13 protein-coding genes and 1 riboswitch are annotated in these 19,976 nt (G+C 72.2%); of the genes, 7 read left to right on the top strand and 6 right to left on the bottom strand.

What is annotated here, in order from left to right:
* Positions 1-386: 386 nt before the first annotated feature.
* Complete coding sequence (locus ACWIF2_RS35130) at positions 387-935, bottom strand: MarR family winged helix-turn-helix transcriptional regulator (RefSeq protein ID WP_261683535.1); 549 nt, start codon at positions 933-935, stop codon at positions 387-389.
* 122 nt (positions 936-1,057) lie between these two features.
* Between ACWIF2_RS35130 and ACWIF2_RS35125 the strand changes: the two genes are divergently transcribed.
* On the top strand, positions 1,058-2,323 hold the full coding sequence (locus ACWIF2_RS35125) for an MFS transporter (protein ID WP_454364996.1): 1,266 nt from the start codon (positions 1,058-1,060) through the stop codon (positions 2,321-2,323).
* Positions 2,324-2,338: 15 nt separating this feature from the next.
* Here the strand turns inward: ACWIF2_RS35125 and ACWIF2_RS35120 are convergent, their stop codons facing one another.
* Positions 2,339-4,000, bottom strand: coding sequence for an ATP-binding SpoIIE family protein phosphatase (locus ACWIF2_RS35120; protein ID WP_454364994.1), 1,662 nt, complete (start codon positions 3,998-4,000; stop codon positions 2,339-2,341).
* Between the two features lie 174 nt (positions 4,001-4,174).
* A complete protein-coding gene (locus ACWIF2_RS35115) occupies positions 4,175-5,554 on the bottom strand; it encodes an NAD(P)/FAD-dependent oxidoreductase (RefSeq protein ID WP_454364992.1) in 1,380 nt (459 codons plus the stop codon).
* 374 nt (positions 5,555-5,928) lie between these two features.
* Between ACWIF2_RS35115 and ACWIF2_RS35110 the strand changes: the two genes are divergently transcribed.
* Together ACWIF2_RS35110 and ACWIF2_RS35105 are read left to right on the top strand one after the other, a co-directional pair.
* On the top strand, positions 5,929-6,699 hold the full coding sequence (locus ACWIF2_RS35110) for a TetR/AcrR family transcriptional regulator (RefSeq protein WP_454364991.1): 771 nt from the start codon (positions 5,929-5,931) through the stop codon (positions 6,697-6,699).
* 188 nt (positions 6,700-6,887) lie between these two features.
* The gene (locus tag ACWIF2_RS35105) at positions 6,888-8,873 is read left to right on the top strand and encodes a sigma-70 family RNA polymerase sigma factor (protein WP_454364989.1); all 1,986 of its coding nucleotides are present in this window, start codon (positions 6,888-6,890) and stop codon (positions 8,871-8,873) included.
* Here ACWIF2_RS35105 and ACWIF2_RS35100 read toward each other — a convergent pair whose 3' ends face one another.
* Entirely contained in the window at positions 8,874-10,988 is a 2,115-nt protein-coding gene (locus tag ACWIF2_RS35100; RefSeq protein WP_454364987.1) for an asparagine synthase-related protein, read from the bottom strand.
* A gap of 725 nt (positions 10,989-11,713) precedes the next feature.
* Between ACWIF2_RS35100 and ACWIF2_RS35095 the strand changes: the two genes are divergently transcribed.
* From ACWIF2_RS35095 to ACWIF2_RS35080, 4 genes are all read left to right on the top strand, one after another.
* Complete coding sequence (locus ACWIF2_RS35095) at positions 11,714-13,138, top strand: MFS transporter (protein WP_215120504.1); 1,425 nt, start codon at positions 11,714-11,716, stop codon at positions 13,136-13,138.
* 70 nt (positions 13,139-13,208) lie between these two features.
* Positions 13,209-14,414 carry an L-2-hydroxyglutarate oxidase gene (gene lhgO, locus ACWIF2_RS35090; RefSeq protein ID WP_454364985.1) on the top strand — a complete coding sequence of 402 codons (1,206 nt, stop codon included), beginning with the start codon at positions 13,209-13,211 and terminating at the stop codon, positions 14,412-14,414.
* Positions 14,415-14,599: 185 nt separating this feature from the next.
* Positions 14,600-15,460, top strand: coding sequence for a tRNA (guanosine(46)-N7)-methyltransferase TrmB (trmB, locus tag ACWIF2_RS35085; protein WP_454364983.1), 861 nt, complete (start codon positions 14,600-14,602; stop codon positions 15,458-15,460).
* 57 nt (positions 15,461-15,517) lie between these two features.
* Entirely contained in the window at positions 15,518-16,882 is a 1,365-nt protein-coding gene (locus ACWIF2_RS35080) for a PrsW family intramembrane metalloprotease (RefSeq protein ID WP_454364982.1), read from the top strand.
* A 465-nt stretch (positions 16,883-17,347) separates the two neighbouring features.
* Here the strand turns inward: ACWIF2_RS35080 and ACWIF2_RS35075 are convergent, their stop codons facing one another.
* Positions 17,348-18,292, bottom strand: a complete 945-nt coding sequence (locus ACWIF2_RS35075; RefSeq protein WP_454364981.1) for an aldo/keto reductase — start codon at positions 18,290-18,292, stop codon at positions 17,348-17,350.
* Positions 18,293-18,456: 164 nt separating this feature from the next.
* Positions 18,457-19,488, bottom strand: coding sequence for a M23 family metallopeptidase (locus ACWIF2_RS35070; RefSeq protein ID WP_454364979.1), 1,032 nt, complete (start codon positions 19,486-19,488; stop codon positions 18,457-18,459).
* Between the two features lie 11 nt (positions 19,489-19,499).
* Positions 19,500-19,656, bottom strand: a riboswitch (cyclic di-AMP (ydaO/yuaA leader).
* Positions 19,657-19,976 lie beyond the last annotated feature (320 nt).

Genomic DNA, 19,976 nt, shown 5'->3' with positions numbered 1-19,976 from the left:
CCTCGGTGCTTTCCAGGTTCCCGCTTCCGCGTTTCCCTTTCCGGCGGTTCCGACTCTATCAGATCCTTTCGGGCCTGATCCCCAGTCAGTGGGGGTTGTCTTTGCGGCTGTTGGGCCGTTCCGACGTGTCCAACCTTAGCGCGGTCTCTCGCCATTTCCCAAATCGAGTCGGTGTCGAGTCGATCAGGTCGTCGAGTCCCAATTCGAATTGAATTCGGGCACGCCGAAATCAACCCCGCTGGGAGCGATCTTGCTAGTGGTTGGGTGCCGCTTGAGCGGCTGAAGTGCCGTCGCAGAACCGTTACGGCTCCGCGGCAACCCGAAGAACTTTACGGTTCGGCCAGGGGGGTGTCAAGCGGCGCTTGTCAAGATCTTTTGCTTGGACGTCAGTCCAGGTCTGACAGGCGGCCGCCGGCGTCCGGCTGGGCGTCTTCCACCCTGCGCAACAGGCGGGTGAGGACGCCGCCGAGCGCGGTCCGCTCGACGGGGGACAGGTCCTGGAGCAGGTCCTCCTCGAAGACCGTCGCCAGGCGCATTGCCTCCAGCCACTTCTCACGCCCCTCGGATGTCAGCTCCACGATGACTCGTACGCGGTTGGACTCGTCTCGCTCTCGGGTAACCAGCCCCTCGCCGACCATGCGGTCGATCCGGTGGGTCATGGCGGCCGGAGTGAGACCGAGGCGCTTGGCGAGGTCGCTGGGGCCCAGACGGTAGGGAGCGCCGGAGAGGACGAGGGCCTTGAGGACCTCCCACTCCGCGTTGCTGATGCCGAGGGCCGAGGTCTGACGGCCGTAGGCGACGTTCATGCGGCGGTTCAGGCGGGAGAGGGCCGAGACGATCTGCTCCACCTGGGGGTCGAGGTCCTGGAACTCGCGCTGGTACGCGGCGATCTGTTCTTCGAGGGTCGGCTCGCTGGGGCCGGGGGTGTCGCCCATGGCCGCAGTATGGCACGGACGTTCTTTGCCTTGAACTCCTTGGGTATGTACTCTTTAGCTTCGAAGTTTAGTTTCGAAGTCTTCACTCCTAACTTGTGAGAGAGGTGAACGTGACCAGGGCGATGGGCGCAGCGATGCGCCGGATTCACGTGGGTAACGCACTCAGCGCGTTCGGGCTCGGCTTCACGGTCCCGTACCTGTACGTCTATGTGGCGCAGGTGCGAGGGCTGGGAGCCATGACGGCGGGGCTCGTGCTCGCCGTCTTCGCTGTGGCCGCGCTGGTCGTGCTGCCGTTCGCCGGGCGGGCCATCGTCCGGCGTGGCCCGCTGCCGGTGTTGCTCGTCGCCCTGATCACCGCCGCCATAGGTGCCCTGAGTCTGGGGATCGCGAGCAGTGCGGCTGCCGTGCTGGTGTCGGCCTCCCTGCTGGGAGCCGGGCAGGCCGTGATGCAGCCGGCGCTGGCGACGATGATCGTGGACTGCTCGTCGGCGGAGACGCGGTCGCGGGCGTTCGCCACTCAGTTCTTCCTGCAGAACCTCGGGCTCGGTGTCGGTGGCCTCATCGGTGGTCATCTGGTCGACACGACCAGTGCCGCCTCCTTCACCCTTCTCTTCGCGATCGAGGCGGCGATGTTCCTGCTGCTGGTCGTGGTGATGGTGACCGTGCGGATGCCGCATGCTCCGCGGATCGAAGGCGCGCCGGTGGCGTCGGGGCGGGGCAGCTGGAAGCAGCTGCTGGGCAATCGGGCGATGGTGCAGCTGTGTGTGCTGGGCTTCGTGCTGTTCTTCGCCTGCTACGGGCAGTTCGAGTCGGGGCTGAGCGCGTACGGGGTCGAGGCCGCCGGGATATCGACGTCGGCGCTGGGGACGGCACTGGCGGCGAACACCCTGATGATCGTCGTGGCGCAGTTCGCCGTGCTGCGGTTCGTGGAGCGGCGGAGGCGGTCGCGGGTGATCGCGGCCGTAGGGCTGATCTGGGCCGTGGCATGGGCCGTCGCCGGGTACGCGGGGCTCGGGCACGGGAGCCAGGAGATGGCGACGGCGGCGTTCGTCTCGACGTACGCGTTGTTCGGGCTGGGCGAGGCGATGCTGTCGCCGACCGTGGCCCCGCTGGTCGCGGATCTCGCGCCGGAGGGGATGGCCGGGCAGTACAACTCGGCCTTCGCCCTGGTGAAGCAGCTCGCGCTGGCCGTCGGGCCGGCGGTGGGCGGGCCGCTGGGGGCGTCGCTGCACGCGCCGTACATCGTGGCGTTCCTGTTGTTCTCGCTCGGGATCACCGTCCTCGCGGTGCGGTTGGGGCGGCAGCTGACCGAGGCGCAGGATCAGCCGTGGCTGGTGAAGAGCCGGGTCGTGGCGCGGGGTGGGGCGCCCGTTTCCGCTGACGTCTGATCCGCTGCCCGTCCGCTAGGGCGTTTGGGTGCGCGGCAGGGCGAATTCGCACCACACCGCCTTGCCGCCGCCCGGGGTGCGTCTGCAGCCCCAGTTCGACGCGATGGTGGCGACGATCGCGATGCCTCGGCCCGACTCGTCGCCCGGTTCCGCGCGGCGGCGCCTGGGGAGGTGGTCGTCGCCGTCGGTGACCTCGATGATCAGACGGCGGTCGGTGCGGCGCAGGCGCAGACGCATCGGCGGGGTGCCGTGCTGGAGGGAGTTGGCGACCAGTTCGCTGGTGGCCAGGACGCCCAGGTCGTGCAGGTCGGCGGGGAAGCGCCAGCTGGTCAGGACGCCGGAGGCGAAGGCACGCGCGCGTGGGGCCGCTTCCACGCCGCCGAGGAGTTCCAGGGCGGCGTTGCGGAAGAGCTCGCCCTCCGCACCTGTGCGGGCGGGGTGCTGGAGGACCAGGACGGCGACGTCGTCGTCGTGGTCGGGTGTGACGCCCGCCGAGCGGACCAGGCGGTCGCAGACGACCTGGGGCGTGCCGGTGGCGCCTGCCAGGGCTCGCTCCAGGGCGGCGATGCCCTCGTCGAGGTCGGCGTCCCGGCGCTCCACCAGGCCGTCCGTGTAGAGGACGGCCGTGGAGCCGGGGCTGAGGGGGATCGAGCCGGAGGAGTGCATCCAGCCGCCGGTGCCGAGCGGGGGGCCGGTGGGTTCCTCGGCGCGCAGGACCGTGCCGTTCTCGTCGCGGACGAGGATGGGGAGGTGGCCGGCCGAGGCGTAGATCAGCTTGCCCTCGTTCGGGTCGTGGACCGCGTACGCGCAGGTGGCGATCTGGTTGGCGTCGATCTCGGCTGCCAGGCCGTCGAGGAGCTGCAGGACCTCGTGCGGGGGCAGGTCGAGGCGGGCGTAGGCGCGGACCGCCGTGCGGAGCTGGCCCATTACCGCCGCTGCCCGGACGCCGCGGCCCATGACGTCGCCGATGACGAGGGCCGTGCGGCCGCCGCCCAGGGTGATCACGTCGTACCAGTCGCCGCCGACCGCGGCCTCCGTGCCGCCGGGGTGGTAGGTGGCGGCGATGCGCAGGTCGTCCGGTTCTTCGAGTTCCTGGGGGAGCAGGGATCTCTGCAGGGTCACCGCTGTTTCGCGCTGGCGGCGTTCGCTGGCGCGCAGGCGTTCGGCGGCTTCGGCGTGGTCGGTGACGTCGGTGGCGAAGACCAGGACACCGCGGCCCTCGCTGCCGCCGTCGCCCTGGGCGACCGGCGTGCAGGTGAAGGTGTACGAGCGGCCGTCGGGGGCCTTGCGGGACTTCACCGTGCGGGGCTTGCCGCTGCGCTGGACCTGGTCCAGGAGGGGGAACAGGCCGAGGGCGTCCAGCTCCGGGAGGACCTCACGGGCGCGTTCGCCCAGGGGGCGGATCCCGAACGCGGTCGTGTAGGCGTCGTTGACGTAGGCGATGCGGTGGTCGGGGCCGTGGACGAGGGCGACGAGGGAGGGGACGCGGTCGAGGACCTCGCGTACCCGCAGCTCGTCGACGGCGGGTACGGACGGTGTCTCGTCGGTCAGCTGTTCGACGCGGGCGGCGGGTACGGAGCCGTCCCCCCGCCGGTCCGGGGAGGCCGTCTGCTCGGTCCGCGCTGCGGCGCGGCGCTGCGTTCCGGGGAGCCGGGCGCTCCAGCGCGTGAAGTTCACGAATCCTTGCCTCGTGTAGTCGTAGACGGCCGGCACCGGAACCGGCCGGGGCCCCGGGGGGCCCGCACCGGGGCGAGCCGTGGCACGCCCGCGGTGGTGGACCAGTCTGGCAGTGCGTGGGCCGGACCGGCATCCGTCAGACGCCGGGCCGGCCGGTGGAGTTCCTGGGTCCGGTCAGGACGACCCCTTCGGGTTGTGCGGGGGGTCTTGAGAAGGCTTTCCACCGGCCGCGAGTTCGAACTCCGCCCGGGGGTGTTCGAGTGAACCCAGCGAGACGATCTCCCGTTTGAACAGTCCGGCCAGGGACCATTCGGCGAGCACGCGCGCCTTGCGGTTGAAGGTGGGCACACGGCTGAGGTGGTAGGCGCGGTGCATGAACCAGGCGGGGTAGCCCTTGAGCTTGCGTCCGTAGACGTGGGCGACGCCCTTGTGCAGGCCCAGGGAGGCGACCGAGCCGACGTACTTGTGGGTGTAGGTGGTGAGGGGTTCGCCGCGCAGGGCGTGCACGATGTTGTCGCCGAGGACCCGGGCCTGGCGGACGGCGTGCTGGGCGTTCGGGGCGCACTCGCTGCCCGGTTTCTCCGCGGTGACGTCGGGGACCGCCGCGGCGTCTCCCGCCGCCCACGCGTGCGTGGTGCCCTCGATCGTCAGTTCCGGCGTGCACTTGAGCCGGCCGCGGCCGTTGCGGGGCAGGTCGGTGGCGGCGAGGACCGGGTGGGGTTTCACACCGGCGGTCCAGACGACCGTACGGGTGGGGAAGCGGGCGCCGTCGCTGAGGGCCGCCACCCGGTCCGCGCAGGAGTCCAGGCGGGTCCCCAGGCGTACGTCGATGTTGCGGCGGCGCAGTTCGGTGACGGTGTAGCGGCCCATCTCCTCGCCGACCTCGGGCAGGATGCGGTCCGAGGCCTCGACGAGGATCCACTTCATGTCCTCGGGCCGGATGTTGTGGTAGTAGCGCGCGGCGTAGCGGGCCATGTCCTCCAGTTCGCCGAGTGCCTCCACACCGGCGAAGCCGCCGCCGACGAAGACGAAGGTGAGGGCCGCGTCGCGGATCGCGGGGTCGCGGGTGGAGGAGGCGATGTCCATCTGCTCGATGACGTGGTTGCGCAGGCCGATGGCCTCCTCGACGGTCTTGAAGCCGATGCCGTGGTCGGCGAGGCCGGGGACCGGCAGGGTGCGCGAGACGGAGCCGGGGGCGAGGACGAGTTCGTCGTAGGCGAGCCGCTCTCCGCCCGTGCCCTCCTCCGCGGTGGCGAGGGTGCTGATGGTGGCGGTGCGTTTCGCGTGGTCGACGGCGGTCGCCTCGCCGATGACGACGTGGCACCGGTCGAGGACGCGGCGCAGCGGCACGACGACGTGGCGGGGCGAGATGGCGCCGGCGGCGGCCTCGGGGAGGAAGGGCTGGTACGTCATGTACGGGTCGGGCGTGACGACCGTGATCTCCACCTCGTCCCGGTCCAGTTCCCGTTTCAGTCCGCGCTGCAGGCGCAGGGCCGTGTACATCCCGACGTAGCCACCACCGACAACGAGAATGCGCGCACGTTCCTTCACCATCCCATGACGCACCCGTCGCTTGCGTTTGTCCACAGCCTCGACCAATTGTGTGACCGGAGCGGAAGAGCGCGCGGAGTTGGCCGGATTAACAAGCCGTGAAGGAAACGTGCAGGTCAGCTGGGGTGGCGCGGGGGGCGCGCAGGGGCACATTCAGGACGTATACGGCCCGTACTCCGATCGGTGGGCGCTCCGTGCGGAACCTGCCCCTTCTGAATTGACTCCCTCTCAACTATGTTCGTGTGTCGACGGGGTGTAGGGGGAAGCGCTCACCGGGTCCGCGACGGGCGGGCCCGCGGACCCGGGCCGTTCCCCCCGTCCCGGCATCGAATGGCGGGGAGTCTCCGGGGGGAGACGTCATTACCGGGGGAATGCGTATGCATGTTCAGGATTCTCATTGGTCGTCCGCGTCCGCTCTTACGGCGGGTGGCGCGACGTTGAGCGCGGCGGTGGGCGGCGGACGCGGGGACGGCCCGCGCACGACACCGCTGCGCGTGGACGCACAGCGCAATCTGGAGCACGTGCTGCGTGCTGCGCGTGAGGTCTTCGGCGAGCTGGGGTACGGCGCGCCGATGGAGGACGTCGCGCGACGCGCGCGGGTCGGTGTGGGCACGGTGTACCGGCGGTTCCCGAGCAAGGACGTCCTGGTGCGGCGGATAGCCGAGGAGGAGACCTCCCGGCTGACCGAGCAGGCGCGTGCGGCGCTCGGGCAGGAGGACGAGCCGTGGTCGGCGCTGTCGCGCTTCCTGCGTACGTCGGTGGCCTCCGGTGCCGGGCGGCTGCTGCCGCCGCAGGTGCTGCGGGTCTCGGTCGAGGAGGACCGTGCCGGTCAGGCGCGGGTGCCGCAGCAGCGGACGCAGCCGGGTACGACGGAGCTGCGGCTGGTTCCGGAGGAGCCGGTGGCGGTGGCCGCGGTACCGGCTCTCGCCGCGGAGGACGACGCCGGGGCGGCGGCGCTGCTCGAGGTCGTGGGTCAGCTCGTGGAGCGGGCGCGTGCGGCGGGTGAGCTGCGGCCGGACGTGTCGGTGTCGGACGTACTGCTGGTGATCGCGACGGCCGCGCCCTCGCTGCCGGACGCGGCTCAGCAGGCGGCCGCCTCGGCCCGGCTGCTGGACATCCTGCTGGAGGGGCTGCGCTCGCGGCCGTGAATCGCAGGACCCGGAGGCACCCGGAGTAAAAGGGGAGCCTTCCCCGAATGGGTGATGGCTAGTACCGACGTGCGATAAATCCCCACGGATGAGTGATCGTCCGAACTCCGGGGTCCCGACCCAGAGCCCCTGTGGCACTCTGACCCGGTGGTCTGGACGGGTTGGGCGGCTGGCGGGGGCTTTCCGCGATGAGCGTTGACGGGCGGGACGAGCAAGTACCGAGCCAGGGCGGGCGCGCGAGCGTTCCGCCGGGCGGGCATCCCGCCGAGGGCTCCGTCCCGGCACAGCGCGACCGGCACGAGGACAGCGTCCTGCCGCCACCTCGTGAGTTCCCGCCGGCCGACGCCGAGCTCATCGAGTGGATGCGGTCGGGCGACGACACGGCGTACGAGGAGCTGTACCGGCGCCATGCGCAGGCCGTGCGCCGGTACGCCCGGACCTGCTGCCGTGACGCGTACACCGCGGACGACCTGACCGCCGAGGTCTTCGCCCGCATGCTCCAGGCGGTGCGCGGCGGCTCCGGTCCCCAGCACGCCGTCCGCGCCTACCTGCTCACCTCCGTGCGACGCGTCGCCGCCTCCTGGACGAGGTCGGCGCGGCGGGAACAGCTCGTCGACGACTTCGCGGTCTTCGCCGCCCAGTCCGCGCACGGGCCCGACGTGTCCGACGGCGACACGCTCGAACTGGGCGCGGACGTACGGGCCATGCACCACGCCGAGCGGTCCATGGCCATGCAGGCCTTCCGGTCGCTGCCCGAGCGGTGGCAGGCCGTGCTCTGGCACACCGAGGTCGAGGACGAGTCTCCCAGCGAGGTCGCCACGCTCTTCGGCCTGGACGCCAACGGCACGCGGGTGCTCGCCAGCCGGGCCCGTGAGGGCCTCAAGCAGGCCTACCTCCAGGCCCACGTCAGCGCCACGCTCACCGGCGACGAGGAGTGCGCGCGCTACGCCGACCAGCTCGGCACCTACGCCCGCGGCCGACTGCGCACCCGTGCCGAGCGCGGGCTGCGCAAGCACCTGGAGGAGTGCGCGAAGTGCCGGCTGGCCGCGAGCCAGATCGCGGAAGTGGCCGGTGGCATCCCCGCCGTCGTACCCGTCGCCGTCATCGGCTGGTTCGGCGCCGCCGGGTACGCCAAGGTGGCCGGGCTCATCGCCGGAGGGGCGGGAGCGGCCGGTGCGGCGGGTGCTGCCGCGACGACGGGCGGAGGCTCGTCCGGCGCGGGAGCGGGTGCGGGCGCCGGTTCGTCCGGTGGGGGAGCGGGTGCGGGCGCCGGTTCGTCCGGTGGGGCGGGGAGCGGCGGCGGTGCGGCGGCGTCCGAGGGGATCGGCGCGCCCCTGAAGGCCGGTGTCGCGGCCGGTGTGGTCGCCGTGGGCGTCGTGGCCGCGGTGGTGATGGCCCTGGCCGGCAACGAGAAGCCGACGGAGGAAGCGAGGACAGCTCCCCCTTCCCCGGCCTCCCCGACGTCACCGGTGGTGCGGCCCGGCGAGCCCACGCCCTCGCCCTCCCCCTCGCAGCGGGAGCCCGGTCCGCGGCCCCCGGGAATCGTGCCCGCGCGCGCCGAGACACCCGCGCCGACGCCGACCACCCCCGGGACCGGCCCGAGCCCCACCCGCTCCTCGGCCGAGACACCGGCACCGGCACCGGAGCCCACCCCGCCGCCCGCGCCCTCGAGGCCGACACCGCCCCCGGCACCCACGCCCACACCGCCCCCGACCGAGGCGCCGCCCGCCCCGGCCGTCTACCAGTGGAGCGAACTGTCGTACGACATCAGCGGTGACGGCACCGAGCCCGAGATGCGGATCGGGGCGAGCAGCTGGGTCTGGAAGCGGTACGGCATGTCGGTCGGTGACCAGCGCTACACGCACGGCGTCACCGTGCATGGCCGCTCCTCCGTCACCATCGACCTGAACCGGTCCTGCTCCTCGTACGACGCGCTCGTCGGTGTGGACGACCTGACGCTGAGGATCGGCAAGGTGTACTTCTCCGTCTACGCCGACGGGGTCCGGCTGTGGCGGTCCGGGCTGGTCGAGGGCGGGGACCCGGCCGTCCCCGTCCATGTGAACCTCGCCGGCCGCAGCACCGTACGGCTGGTCGTGGAACCGCGCGGCGCTCTGGACAACGTGGCCCTGGCGGACTGGGCGGAGTCGAGATTCACCTGCGCCCAGCTGTATTGATCACACCCGCCGCCCTCCGGCCCCCGCCCCCAACGCCCCCCTCTGCGGCGCGATTCCCGCCGGTACCGCTCGTTGGCGGGCAGGTGTGCCCGTCCAGCAGGTGCCGCGGCGGGCCAGGAGGCGGCGGAGCCAGAGTTCGAGGGAGACCAGGTCGGCGAGGCCGTCGAGGGGGAGGGGTTCGCCGGCCGCCGCGGAGCGCAGGGCCTTGCGGACGACTCGGGCCTCGACCAGGCCCGCTTCCGCCAGGAGGGGCGTGTCGAACAGGGTGACCAGGGAGTCCGCCGCCACTCTGAGGCCCGTTCGGGCCGCGGCCGCCTCGGTCGCCTGGGTCGGGACGCCCCACCCGGGCGGCAGCTCCCGTACTCCGGCCCCCTCCAGCACCGTACGCAGGACCGCCGCCCGTGCCCCCGGCCGTACCCGCAACGCCTCGGGCAGTGCCCGGGCCGCGCGCACGACCTGGTTGTCGAGGAAGGGCGCGTGCAGCCGCTGGAAGCGGATCTCCGCGGCCTGCTCCAGCACCCGCAGGTCCGCCGCGTGCCGCGCCAGCGCCGCACGCGCGCGGAAGTCACCCGGCCGCTGCCCCGGCCCCACCAGCTCCGACCGGTGCGTGGACGCCTGAAGGCGAACCGATACTTCAGCGAGTGCCTCACCGGTCAGCCAGCGCGCGGCCGGCCCGGGTCTGCCCCAGGTCAGAGCGGCGAGCGAGGCCTCCACCGCGCCGCCGGGCGTGTCGAGGCCGTCGTCCGGCCGGTGGTCGAGCAGACGCTCGGCCAGGGACTCGACACCCGAGCGGTACGGCGTACGGGACAGCCGTCGCGCCGCCGCGTACACGCGCGCGGGAACCAGCACCGATCCGTCCGCCTTGGCCAGCGCGGCGACCGGCCGCACGAGATGGCGCCGCCGACGGTCCATCAGCAGGTCGGCCAGCCGGGCCGGATGGGCGTCCAGGACCTGACGGGCCCCGTAGCCCGTGAAGTGGTCCGCGCTGCCGGACGCCAGCCGTGCCCGGTGCCGGGCCGCCGACACCAGGCACGGCCCGGGTTCGTCGGTCAGCGGACCGTCCAGGTCGGCGTAGGGGAGGGTCTCCTCGTCGCCCGCCACGACCACGTGGTGCAGCCTCGGGTTCGCCGCCAGCGCGCCCGCCCGCTCCAGCTCGGCCTCCTGCCCCGCCACGGCGAGGTCGTTGAACGTGACCGCCAGCAGCCGCTCCCCCGCGCCGGTGCCGTGCCCCAGCACCGTGCCCGGCATCCCGGGCAGCCCCGAGGCGAGCAGCGCCAGCGTCCCCGAGGCCGGCCCGCCGGACAGGTCCGCCCCGATGCCCGGGACGGGCATCCCGCGCGCGGCACGCCGCTCGGCGGGTCCCATGCCGGGCACGGGGCCGGGATCTATGTCCGCCCCGGGGACGTGCCGCGGCGCGGACAGCCGGGTCCGTACGGCCTCCACGAGCGCGTCCCGCACGGCGTCGACCGCGCTGTCGGGGTCGGCCGGAGGCGCCGCCACCGCGAGCGAGGCGACGGGCTCGTACCCGGCGATCTCCCGCGCACCGGCGCGCAGGATCAGGGCATGCCCCGGCGGAATGCGCTTCACGCCGTCGTACGGCGTGGAGTCGTGCAGCGCGGCGGGTACGTCAGGGGCGGCCAGCAGCGCGGCGAGGTGCCCGAAGTCGAGGTTGGCCTCGATGAGGTCGGCCAGCGGCAGCGCGGCCGTCGCGTACGCCGTGCCGCCGGCCCAGGGCGTGTGGAACACCGGCCGCGCGCCCGCGAGATCGCCGCAGACGGTGAGCCTCCGGCCGACCTGCACGATCGCGGTGTAGCTCCCCGGCCAGGCGGTGAGATGCCGAAGTGCCCCGCCACGCGCGGCGAACAGCGCGACGCGCAGCTGCTCGTCGGTGGCACCGCAGATGCCGAGGACCGCGATACGGGTCTGGTCGTCGGCCTTCACGACCCGCACCTCGTCGGGGCGCCAGTCGCCGACCGCCCACAGCGGATCGGGGTCGCCCCACAGGAGTTGGGAACCCACCGGGTGCACGGTCTCGCCGTCCTGCCCCGTCGCCCCCGCCGAACCGGCAGCGAGTGCTCCCGCGGCGGTGCTGCTCCATCCCACCAACCACCGCATCGCCGCCTCCACAGGCTGTGGACAACCAGTGCACCGTACGAACCGGTTCACCATGCTGCCATGAAGGAAGCACTCCAGAGGGCCCCGACGCCGCTTGCGCTCCGTCGAATGCGCCCCGGCGGCGACACCCGCACCGCCCCGAACGCCCCCTGCACAGCAAAGACGGCCGGGACGCAAGGCGCCCCAGCGACACGTCTCGCCTGCGACTGCGGCGCGAATGCGCCCTCAACACGCGCCCCGAATACGCCCGATGCGCCCTCAAGTACCGTGGTCGGAGCCCTGATACCCCACGACCGGCGGGGTCGATTTTCAGCCAAATCGCCGTTACGCGGACAGCGTCGAACACGCTCCGTACAGGCTTGGCGTACCACCACCCGATCGCGCAGTCCGGGAGACGGAGCACGCCTCCCGGACCGTTCCGCCGCCCGCGGGGATGTAGGCGGCGGTGTCCCCCAGCCCACTGGATCCAGTACAGCGGGCCGACCCACGCAATGACCATGGAACCGCTCCCGCGATGGCTGGAGAAGAGCGCACGGGCAGGCGCACGGCCACACAGTGGGAGCACGCCGCAACAGCCCGTATCTGAACCGCACTTCAGTACGGACCACAATCCCGCCAACCGGAACAATGCCCCTTAACGCTTGGGATGCGGCGAACTACGCTGGGTTTACGAATGCCGCGTGGTTATGCCAGTGCCGGCAGCCGTCTGTGTCGAGGGGTGGCTCATGTCCAGGGAGCAACGCGGGCCGAACGAGAAACTCGGCGCCGTTCTCGCCCTCGCGGGAATCAGCAACGCGGGCCTCGCGCGGCGGGTCAACGACCTCGGCGCCCAGCGCGGTCTGACGCTTCGCTACGACAAGACGTCGGTGGCGCGCTGGGTGTCGAAGGGCATGGTGCCGCAGGGTGCGGCGCCGCACCTCATCGCCGCGGCCATCGGCCAGAAACTCGGCCGCCCGGTGCCGCTCCACGAGATCGGCCTGGCGGACGCGGACCCCGCGCCCGAAGTCGGCCTCGCCTTCCCGCGGGACGTCGGCCAGGCGGTGCGGTCCGCGACGGAGCTGTACCGCCTCGACCTCGCCGGCCGCCGGGCCGGAACCGGCGGCATCTGGCAGTCGCTGGCCGGATCGTTCGCGGTGAGCGCCTACGCGACGCCCGCCTCACGATGGCTGATAACCCCGGCCGACAGTTCGGTCGCGCGTGACGTGGGCCCCGGCGAGGGCTCCGGCGCACCGCTCAAAGTCGGCCACAGCGATGTGCAGAAGCTGCGGGAGGCCGCCGAGGACGCGCGGCGCTGGGACTCCAAGTACGGCGGCGGCGACTGGCGTTCGTCGATGGTCCCCGAGTGCTTAAGGGTGGAGGCCGCCCCCCTGCTGCTCGGCTCCTACTCCGACGAGGTCGGCCGGGCCCTCTTCGGCGCCTCCGCGGAACTCACCCGGCTCGCGGGCTGGATGGCCTTCGACACCGGCCAGCAGGAAGCGGCCCAGCGCTACTACATCCAGGCCCTGCGCCTCGCCCGGGCGGCGGCGGACGTCCCCCTCGGGGGCTACGTCCTGGCCTCCATGTCCCTCCAGGCCACCTACCGCGGCTTCGGTGACGAGGGCGTCGACCTCGCCCAGGCCGCCCTGGAACGCAACCGCGGACTGGCGACGGCCCGCACCATGAGCTTCTTCCGCCTCGTCGAGGCACGCGCGCACGCCCGCGCGAGTGACGCCCCGGCGGCCGGCGGCGCCCTGAAGGCGGCCGAGAGCTGGCTGGAGCGCGCCCGTCCCGGCGACAACGACCCGAGCTGGCTCGGCTTCTACTCCTACGACCGTTTCGCCGCCGACGCGGCCGAGTGCTACCGCGATCTGAAGGCGCCCCGCCAGGTCCGCCGCTTCACCGAGCAGGCGCTCTCGAAGCCGACGGAGGAGTTCGTCCGCTCGCACGGTCTGCGCCTCGTCGTCTCGGCCGTGGCCGAACTGGAGTCGGGAAACCTGGACGCGGCGTGCGAGCAGGGGGTGCGGGCGGTGGAGGTCGCCGGACGTATCTCGTCCGCCCGGACCACGGAGTACGTGAAGGATCTTCTTCACCGGCTGGAGCCGTACGGGGACGAGCCGCGGGTGGTGGAGCTCCGTGAGCGTGCCCGGCCGCTGCTCGTGGCTCCCGCCTGAGCGGCGTGATCGCCGCCGTCCGCGCGTTTGAAGGCGATGTCAGTGGCGCAGTGCACTATCGAGGTGGGAGGTGGTGCTCGTGCGGTTCGCCTACGACTGTGACGTGCTGGTGATCGGCGGTGGGATCGTCGGTCTGTCGACGGCGTACGCGATCACACGCGCCGCACCGGGCACACGTGTCACGGTGCTGGAGAAGGAACCGGGCCCCGCCCGGCACCAGACCGGCCGCAACAGCGGCGTCATCCACAGCGGTGTCTACTACCGCCCCGGCTCCCTCAAGGCGCGCTACGCGGTGCGGGGCGCCGCCGAGATGGTCAAGTTCTGCGCCGAGTACGGCATCGCGCACTCCGTCACCGGCAAGCTGATCGTCGCGACCGACCGCGCCGAGCTGCCCCGTCTGCACGCGCTCGTGCAGCGCGGCCGGGAGAACGGGATCCCGGTGCGGGAGCTGTGCGCGGCCCAGATCACGGAGTACGAGCCGGAGGTGCGGGGCCTCGCCGCCATACACGTCGGCACGACCGGCATCTGCGACTTCGTCGCGGTCGCCCGCCAGCTGGCCCACGGCTCCGGCGCGGAGATCCGCTACGGCACCCGGGTCGTGCGCGTCGACCGCCGCCCCGAGCTGGGCGTCGCCGCGCTCACCTCGGCCGGGGACGTGGTGCGCGGCCGGATCCTGGTGAACTGCGCGGGCCTGTACAGCGACGAGATCGCCCGGCTGACCGGGGACGACCCGGACGTCCAGATCGTGCCGTTCCGGGGCGAGTACTACGAGCTCGCCCGTCCGGAGCTCGTACGGGGCCTGGTCTACCCCGTCCCCGACCCGGCGTTCCCGTTCCTCGGGGTGCATCTCACGCGCGGCATCGACGGCGGTGTGCACGTCGGGCCCAACGCGGTGCCGGCCCTGGCCCGCGAAGGGTACGGCTGGGGCACGGTCCGCTGGCGCGAGCTGGGGTCGACCCTGGCCTGGCCGGGCTCCTGGCGGATCGCGCGCCGGCACTGGCGGTACGGGGCGGGTGAGCTGCGGCGATCGCTGTCCAAGGCGGCGTTCACGGACGCGGTGGGCAGGCTGTTGCCCGGGGTGTCCGAGGAGGACCTGGTGCCGACGGCGGCGGGAGTACGGGCCCAGGCCGTGCTGCGTGACGGCACGCTGGTGGACGACTTCCTGATCCGCGAGGGGGCTCGCACGGTGCATGTGCTGAACGCGCCGTCTCCTGCGGCTACGGCGTCCTTGCCGATCGGGCGGGAGGTGGCGCGGAGGGCGTTGAGTGGGCTGTGACTTGTGCCCCTGATGGTTGTCAGGTGCTCGACGTCGGTGCTGAGGGCGGGTGGGGCCGCAGCCCGGCGGCGCGGGGTGACGCTGCGCCCACCCGTGCCGCCCTGGGGGCACCTCCCAGGCCCTTAAGGCACTGGGGGAGGCACGCATGCCCGCAGCTAGGCGAGGGCCGTAAAATCGGCCTCACTGTGTCTGACTCCGTTAACACCCCCGAAAGCCCCCAGCCCACCACCCCCGGTGGCGAGCACCCCGACCACGCGCCCGGTGTGTCCATCCGGCACACGCGGGCCAAGGGTGAGCCGCGCTTTCCCGACGGGCCGAAGGCCGATCCCGCCGGGTCGCACTTCGAGCGGCGGATCCGGAGTTTTCAGCCGCGGCGGAGCCGGGTGACCGCGGGGCAGGCGGACGCGCTGCAGCGGTTGTGGCCCAAGTGGGGACTGGACATCGACGGGCACCCGGGGCTCGACCTCGCCGACCTGTTCGGCAACGACAACCCCGTCGTCCTGGAGATCGGCTTCGGCATGGGCGAGGCGACCGCCCGGATGGCCGCCGCCGACCCCCGCACCAACATCCTCGCCGTCGACGTCCACACCCCCGGCCAGGGCAATCTGCTCAATCTCGCCGACCGGAACGGCATGTCCAACATCCGGGTCGCGAACGGCGACGCGATCATCCTGCTCCGCGAGATGCTCGCCCCGGACTCCCTCGACGGCCTGCGCGTCTACTTCCCCGACCCCTGGCCCAAGAAGCGGCACCACAAGCGCAGGCTCATCCAGCCCGACTTCCTGACCCTCGCCGCGACCCGCCTCAAGCCCGGCGGGACCGTGCACTGCGCCACCGACTGGGAGCCGTACGCCGAGCAGATGCTCGAGGTCCTCACCGCACACCCCGACTTCGAGAACACGCAGGCGGACGGCGGTTTCGCGCCCCGTCCCGACTTCCGTCCGCTGACCCGTTTCGAGGGCCAGGGACTGGACAAAGGACATGTCGTGAACGACCTCCTCTTCCGTCGCGTACAGCACGTGGACCAGCCCCCCGCCGGCGCCTGACCGCCCCCGGTTTCTTCCGCCTGCGGACAGCGCCCATCCGTCGTTAGGGTCAATGCCGTGGCCACCTGCCCCCCACACCCGTCGTACCCCAGCGGTCCCGCCGACGGCGTGCCCCTCACCGGCACCTCCACCGCCGGCCTGCGGCACGCCCACTGGTGGCAGCGCGCCTGGGTGCGCTACGGCGCGCTGTCCACGCTCCTCGTGATCTCCGGCCTCGTCATCCTGGCCCTGGTCCGCGAGGAGACCGGCACGGAGGGGTTCCTGGTCGGGCTCGGGCTGGCCGTGCTTCCGGTGCCCCTGCTCATAGCCGCGTTCCGCTGGCTGGACCGGGTCGAACCGGGCCCCTGGCGGAACCTGTTGTTCTCCTTCGCCTGGGGCGCCTGCGCGGCGGCGCTGATAGCGATCGTCGCCAACAGCTTCGCGACCCAGTGGATAGCGACGGCGACCGCGGACCCGACGAGCGCGGACACGCTCGGCGCGACCGTCATCGCGCCGGTGGTCGAGGAGTCGGCCAAGGCGGCGGCCGTTTTACTGGTCTTCCTCTTCCGGCGGCGTGACTTCACCGGCATCGTCGACGGAGTCGTCATAGCCGGCGTCACGGCCACCGGCTTCGCGTTCACGGAGAACATCCTCTACCTGGGCATGGCCTTCGGCACCGACCAGCTCGCCGGGCACACGGGCATCGCCTCCGTCACGGCGGCGACCTTCTTCGTGCGGATCGTCATGTCGCCGTTCGCGCACCCGCTCTTCACGGTCCTCACGGGCATCGGCTTCGGCATCTCCGCGCTCGCTGCGGACCGCCAGCACATCCGCCGCGTCGCCTTCCCGCTCTCCGGGCTGCTGCTCGCGATGGGCATGCACGCGATGTGGAACGGCTCGTCGGCGTTCGGCGAGTACGGGTTCTTCGCCGTGTACGCGGCGTTCATGGTGCCCATCTTCGGGCTGCTGACGTGGCTGGTGATCTGGACCCGGCAGCGGGAGCTGAGGACCGTACGGGCGGAGCTGCCCGCGTACGCCGTCGCCGGCTGGCTGACTCCGGCCGAGCCGTACGCGCTCGGCTCGATGCGGGCCCGGCGGATCGCCCGCCAGTACGCCCGCGACCACGCGGGGAAGACCGCGGCGCGGGCGGTGGCGCAGTACGAGTCCTACGCGACGTCTCTGGCGTTCCTGCGGCACCGGGGCCGCCGCGGCCGCGCCGGTGCCGACTTCGTCGTACGGGAGCGGGAGCTCCTGGAGGAACTGTGGCGGCGCCGGGAGGCCGCCCGCCCCGCGCTGGACCACGCGGCGCGGATCACGGCCCCTCCCGTACCGGTGGCGGCCCCGCCCTGGCCGCTGTACGGGGCATACGGGTACGGCCACCCGACGACGCAGTACTCCGCCCCGACGACGCCGTACCCCGCGTACAACCCGTACCGGTCGTAGCGGAGACGCCAGCCGACAGCCCGCAGGCGACGAGGCCTGGCGTCCGTTGGCCCGGTGCCGGGCGCTGCGGCCGTGGCGCCCGGGCCGGGACGCTGCCGCGGGCAACGAGGCCGGTCGCGGCAGCGCGTGCCGGGACGCCCGAGGCCGGGCGTCGGTCGGTCGGTCCGGTGCCGGGCGCGCGGCCGTGGCGCCGCTCGGACCGGTTGCGGCGGCGCGTGCCCACGGCGGTCGGCCACAACCCCGGGCAACGAGCCCAACCCCGGGCAACGAGCCCAGGCATCCGCCGGCCCGGGGCCGAGGCGCTGCCGCCGGCAACGAGGACCGGTCGACCGCCGGCCCCGGGCCTGGCCGATCGGCGCGGCTGTTTCGCCTCGCCCGGGAGCCGGGCACGTACCCCGGTGGAGCGGATGGCGCGCGTGCTCACCGGGCAGGCCGAAGCCCCGCCTCACCGGCCGCGGCTGCCGCTCAGGCCGAGGCCTCCGTGAGCCGGCTCACCTCCGCCTCTGTCAGCGTGAGCTCCCCGACACCGAGCAGCGCCGGCAGCTGTTCCACCGTCCGTGCGGACGCGATCGGCGCGGCCACCGTCGGCCGGGCCGCGAGCCAGGCCAGGGCGACCGTGGCGACGGGGACGTCGTGGGCCGCGGCTATCTCGTCGAGGGCGTCGAGGACCCGGCGGCCCCGCTCGGTCTCCAGGTGCTTGGCGGCACCGCCGGCCCGCGCGCTGTCGACGGCCGTACCGGGCCGGTACTTGCCGGTGAGGAAGCCGGACGCGAGCGCGTAGTACGGGACGGCCGCCAGGCCGGAGCGCTCGGCGAGGTCCTGGAGCTCGCCCTCGTAGGTGTCGCGGGAGACCAGGTTGTAGTGGGGCTGGAGCGCCACATAGCGGGCGAGGCCCTCGCGGTCGGAGAACTCCAGGGAGGCCCGCAGCCGTTCCGCCGAGATGTTGGAGGCGGCGATGTGCCGCACCTTCCCGGCCTTCACCAACTCGTCGAACGCCCCGATGATCTCCTCCACCGGCACGTCGGGCCGGTCGAAGTGGGTGTAGTAGAGGTCGATGTAGTCGGTGCGCAGACGGCTCAGCGAGGCGTCCGCGGCGGCCTTGATGTTGGCGGCCGACAGGCCCTGGAACTCGGGGTGCTGGCTGACCTTCGTGGCGACGACGACATCGGCGCGGTTGCCGCGCGCCTGAAGCCACTTGCCGAGGACCGTCTCGGACTCGCCCCCCTGGTTGCCGTCGACCCACGCCGAGTAGACGTCGGCGGTGTCGACGAAGTTGCCGCCGGCGGCGGTGTACGCGTCGAGCACGGCGAAGGACTGGGCTTCGTCGGCGGTCCAGCCGAAGACGTTGCCGCCGAGGGCGAGCGGGAAGATCTCGAGGTCGGAGGAGCCGAGCTTGCGAAGAGAAGTCATGCCTCTCGTCAACGGCCGTGCCGGATCGGCTCATTCCGGGTCAGACGCAAAGGTCCTGTAAACGCCCCCGCCGCATACAGGGCAAGCGCACCGTCGGAGACCGGCAGCCCTGACGTCGGGGGGTCGTCGTCAGGGCTGCCGGTGTTTCGACTGGCTTGTGGCGCCTACGGGTTCAGGCCCTTGCCCCGCAGCCACGCCATCGGGTCGATCCCGCTGCCGGAACCGCCGGAGTGAACTTCGAGGTGCAGATGGGCACCGGTGACATTGCCGGTGGCGCCGACGCGGCCGATGACATCGCCCGTGCTGACCTTCTGGCCGACGCTGACGCCGATGGAGGACTGGTGCGCGTACCAGATCTCCGTGCCGTCATCGAGGGTGAGGACCGTCTTGTAGCCGTACGAGCCGTTCCAGCCCGCCTCTGTGATGGTGCCGCTGTGCACCGCCTTGATCGGCGTGCCCGTGGGAGCGGCGAAGTCGAGACCGGTGTGGTAGCCGGAGGACCAGTAGGCGCCGGCCTGGCCGAAGCTGGAGGTGATGGTGTACGAGGAGGTCGGCAGCGTGAACTGCTTGGCGAGGGCGGCGAGCCGCTCGGCCTCGGCCTTCTTCTTGGCCTCCTCCTCCGCCTTCCTCTTGGCCTCGGCGGCCTTGGCCTTGGCCTCTTCCTCCGCCTTGGCGACGGCTTCCGCGGCCGCCTTCTCGGCGGCGTCGGCGGCGTCCTGCGCGGCCTTGGTGTCGATCTGGTCCTGCTGGTGCTCGACCTGGGCCATGATCCGGGCGCGCAGCGCCTCGCCGGCGCCGGAGGACTCCTCGGTGTCGGCCACGGTCGTCGTGCCGAGGCTGCTGAGCGGAGTCGCGGAGCCCGCGGGGGTGTCGTCGTCCGAGATGAGGGAACCCACCGAGGGCAGGTCCGGCACGGAGATGGAAACCGGCGGCTTGCCGGTCTGGGCGCTGGCCATGCCGCCGGCGCCCACGGCGGCTATGACGCCGACGCCCAGGACGGTGGAGCTGCGGGCGAGACCTCCGCCGCGCTGCTTGGTGACGCGATGCCGGCCACGGACGGGACGGATGGATTCCTCGGTGGGGTTCCACTCCTGGAACGGGCCCTCGTCGGTGCGCTGACCGCCGTAGCCGAAAGTCTCGGTGTCGCGCTGGTTCCGCGCGAACGGGGCCGCGGGGGCAGGCCGGTTGGACGCCACGTGGGCGTACTCCTTTCCTTCCTTCTCGCCTACCGGGTTAGCTGACGGGTTCGGAGCAGGAAGGTCTCCTACGCGCGTATAACAACCGTGCTTCCACGGCGGTTTACGCCCGATTCACCCCAAGTGGTGGTTCCCCGGTTCCCTTTCGGGATTCGGCGCGTGCGCACGGAGCCGCCTTCTGTGACGGCTGGGACGACCGCGCTGCGTTATCGAACGTTAATAGACCCGGGGTTTGGATTCCAGCGATTCCGCTTGATCATTAACCTTTTTCGTGCGGACTTACCTGCCATGACCGGCTTAAATCGGGCGAGTTGCCCGCTCCGCAAGTGACTGCTGGGTATTGACGGTGCGTCAGTTGCTCTGCGGAGCGGTGCGCTTCGCTCACGGGCAGTAACCAGGGTGTGGAAATCCGGAAAACACCGAGGGCCGGAATCCTTTCGGATTCCGGCCCTCGGCCTTCAGTAGCGGGGACAGGATTTGAACCTGCG

The organism is Streptomyces sp. NPDC055506 (assembly GCF_053643595.1).
The sequence above is the reverse complement of the archived record's forward strand: the minus strand, read 5'-3'. Positions and strand labels throughout refer to the sequence as shown.

Coding starts and splice junctions, on each gene's coding strand:
- ACWIF2_RS35115 (WP_454364992.1), bottom strand. CDS start 5,554: ATGGTGAAGGAACGTGCGCGCATTCTCGTTGTCGGTGGTGGCTACGTC.
- ACWIF2_RS35100 (WP_454364987.1), bottom strand. CDS start 10,988: ATGCGGTGGTTGGTGGGATGGAGCAGCACCGCCGCGGGAGCACTCGCT.
- ACWIF2_RS35125 (WP_454364996.1), top strand. CDS start 1,058: ATGGGCGCAGCGATGCGCCGGATTCACGTGGGTAACGCACTCAGCGCG.
- ACWIF2_RS35105 (WP_454364989.1), top strand. CDS start 6,888: ATGAGCGTTGACGGGCGGGACGAGCAAGTACCGAGCCAGGGCGGGCGC.
- ACWIF2_RS35130 (WP_261683535.1), bottom strand. CDS start 935: ATGGGCGACACCCCCGGCCCCAGCGAGCCGACCCTCGAAGAACAGATC.
- ACWIF2_RS35110 (WP_454364991.1), top strand. CDS start 5,929: ATGCATGTTCAGGATTCTCATTGGTCGTCCGCGTCCGCTCTTACGGCG.
- ACWIF2_RS35095 (WP_215120504.1), top strand. CDS start 11,714: ATGTCCAGGGAGCAACGCGGGCCGAACGAGAAACTCGGCGCCGTTCTC.
- ACWIF2_RS35075 (WP_454364981.1), bottom strand. CDS start 18,292: ATGACTTCTCTTCGCAAGCTCGGCTCCTCCGACCTCGAGATCTTCCCG.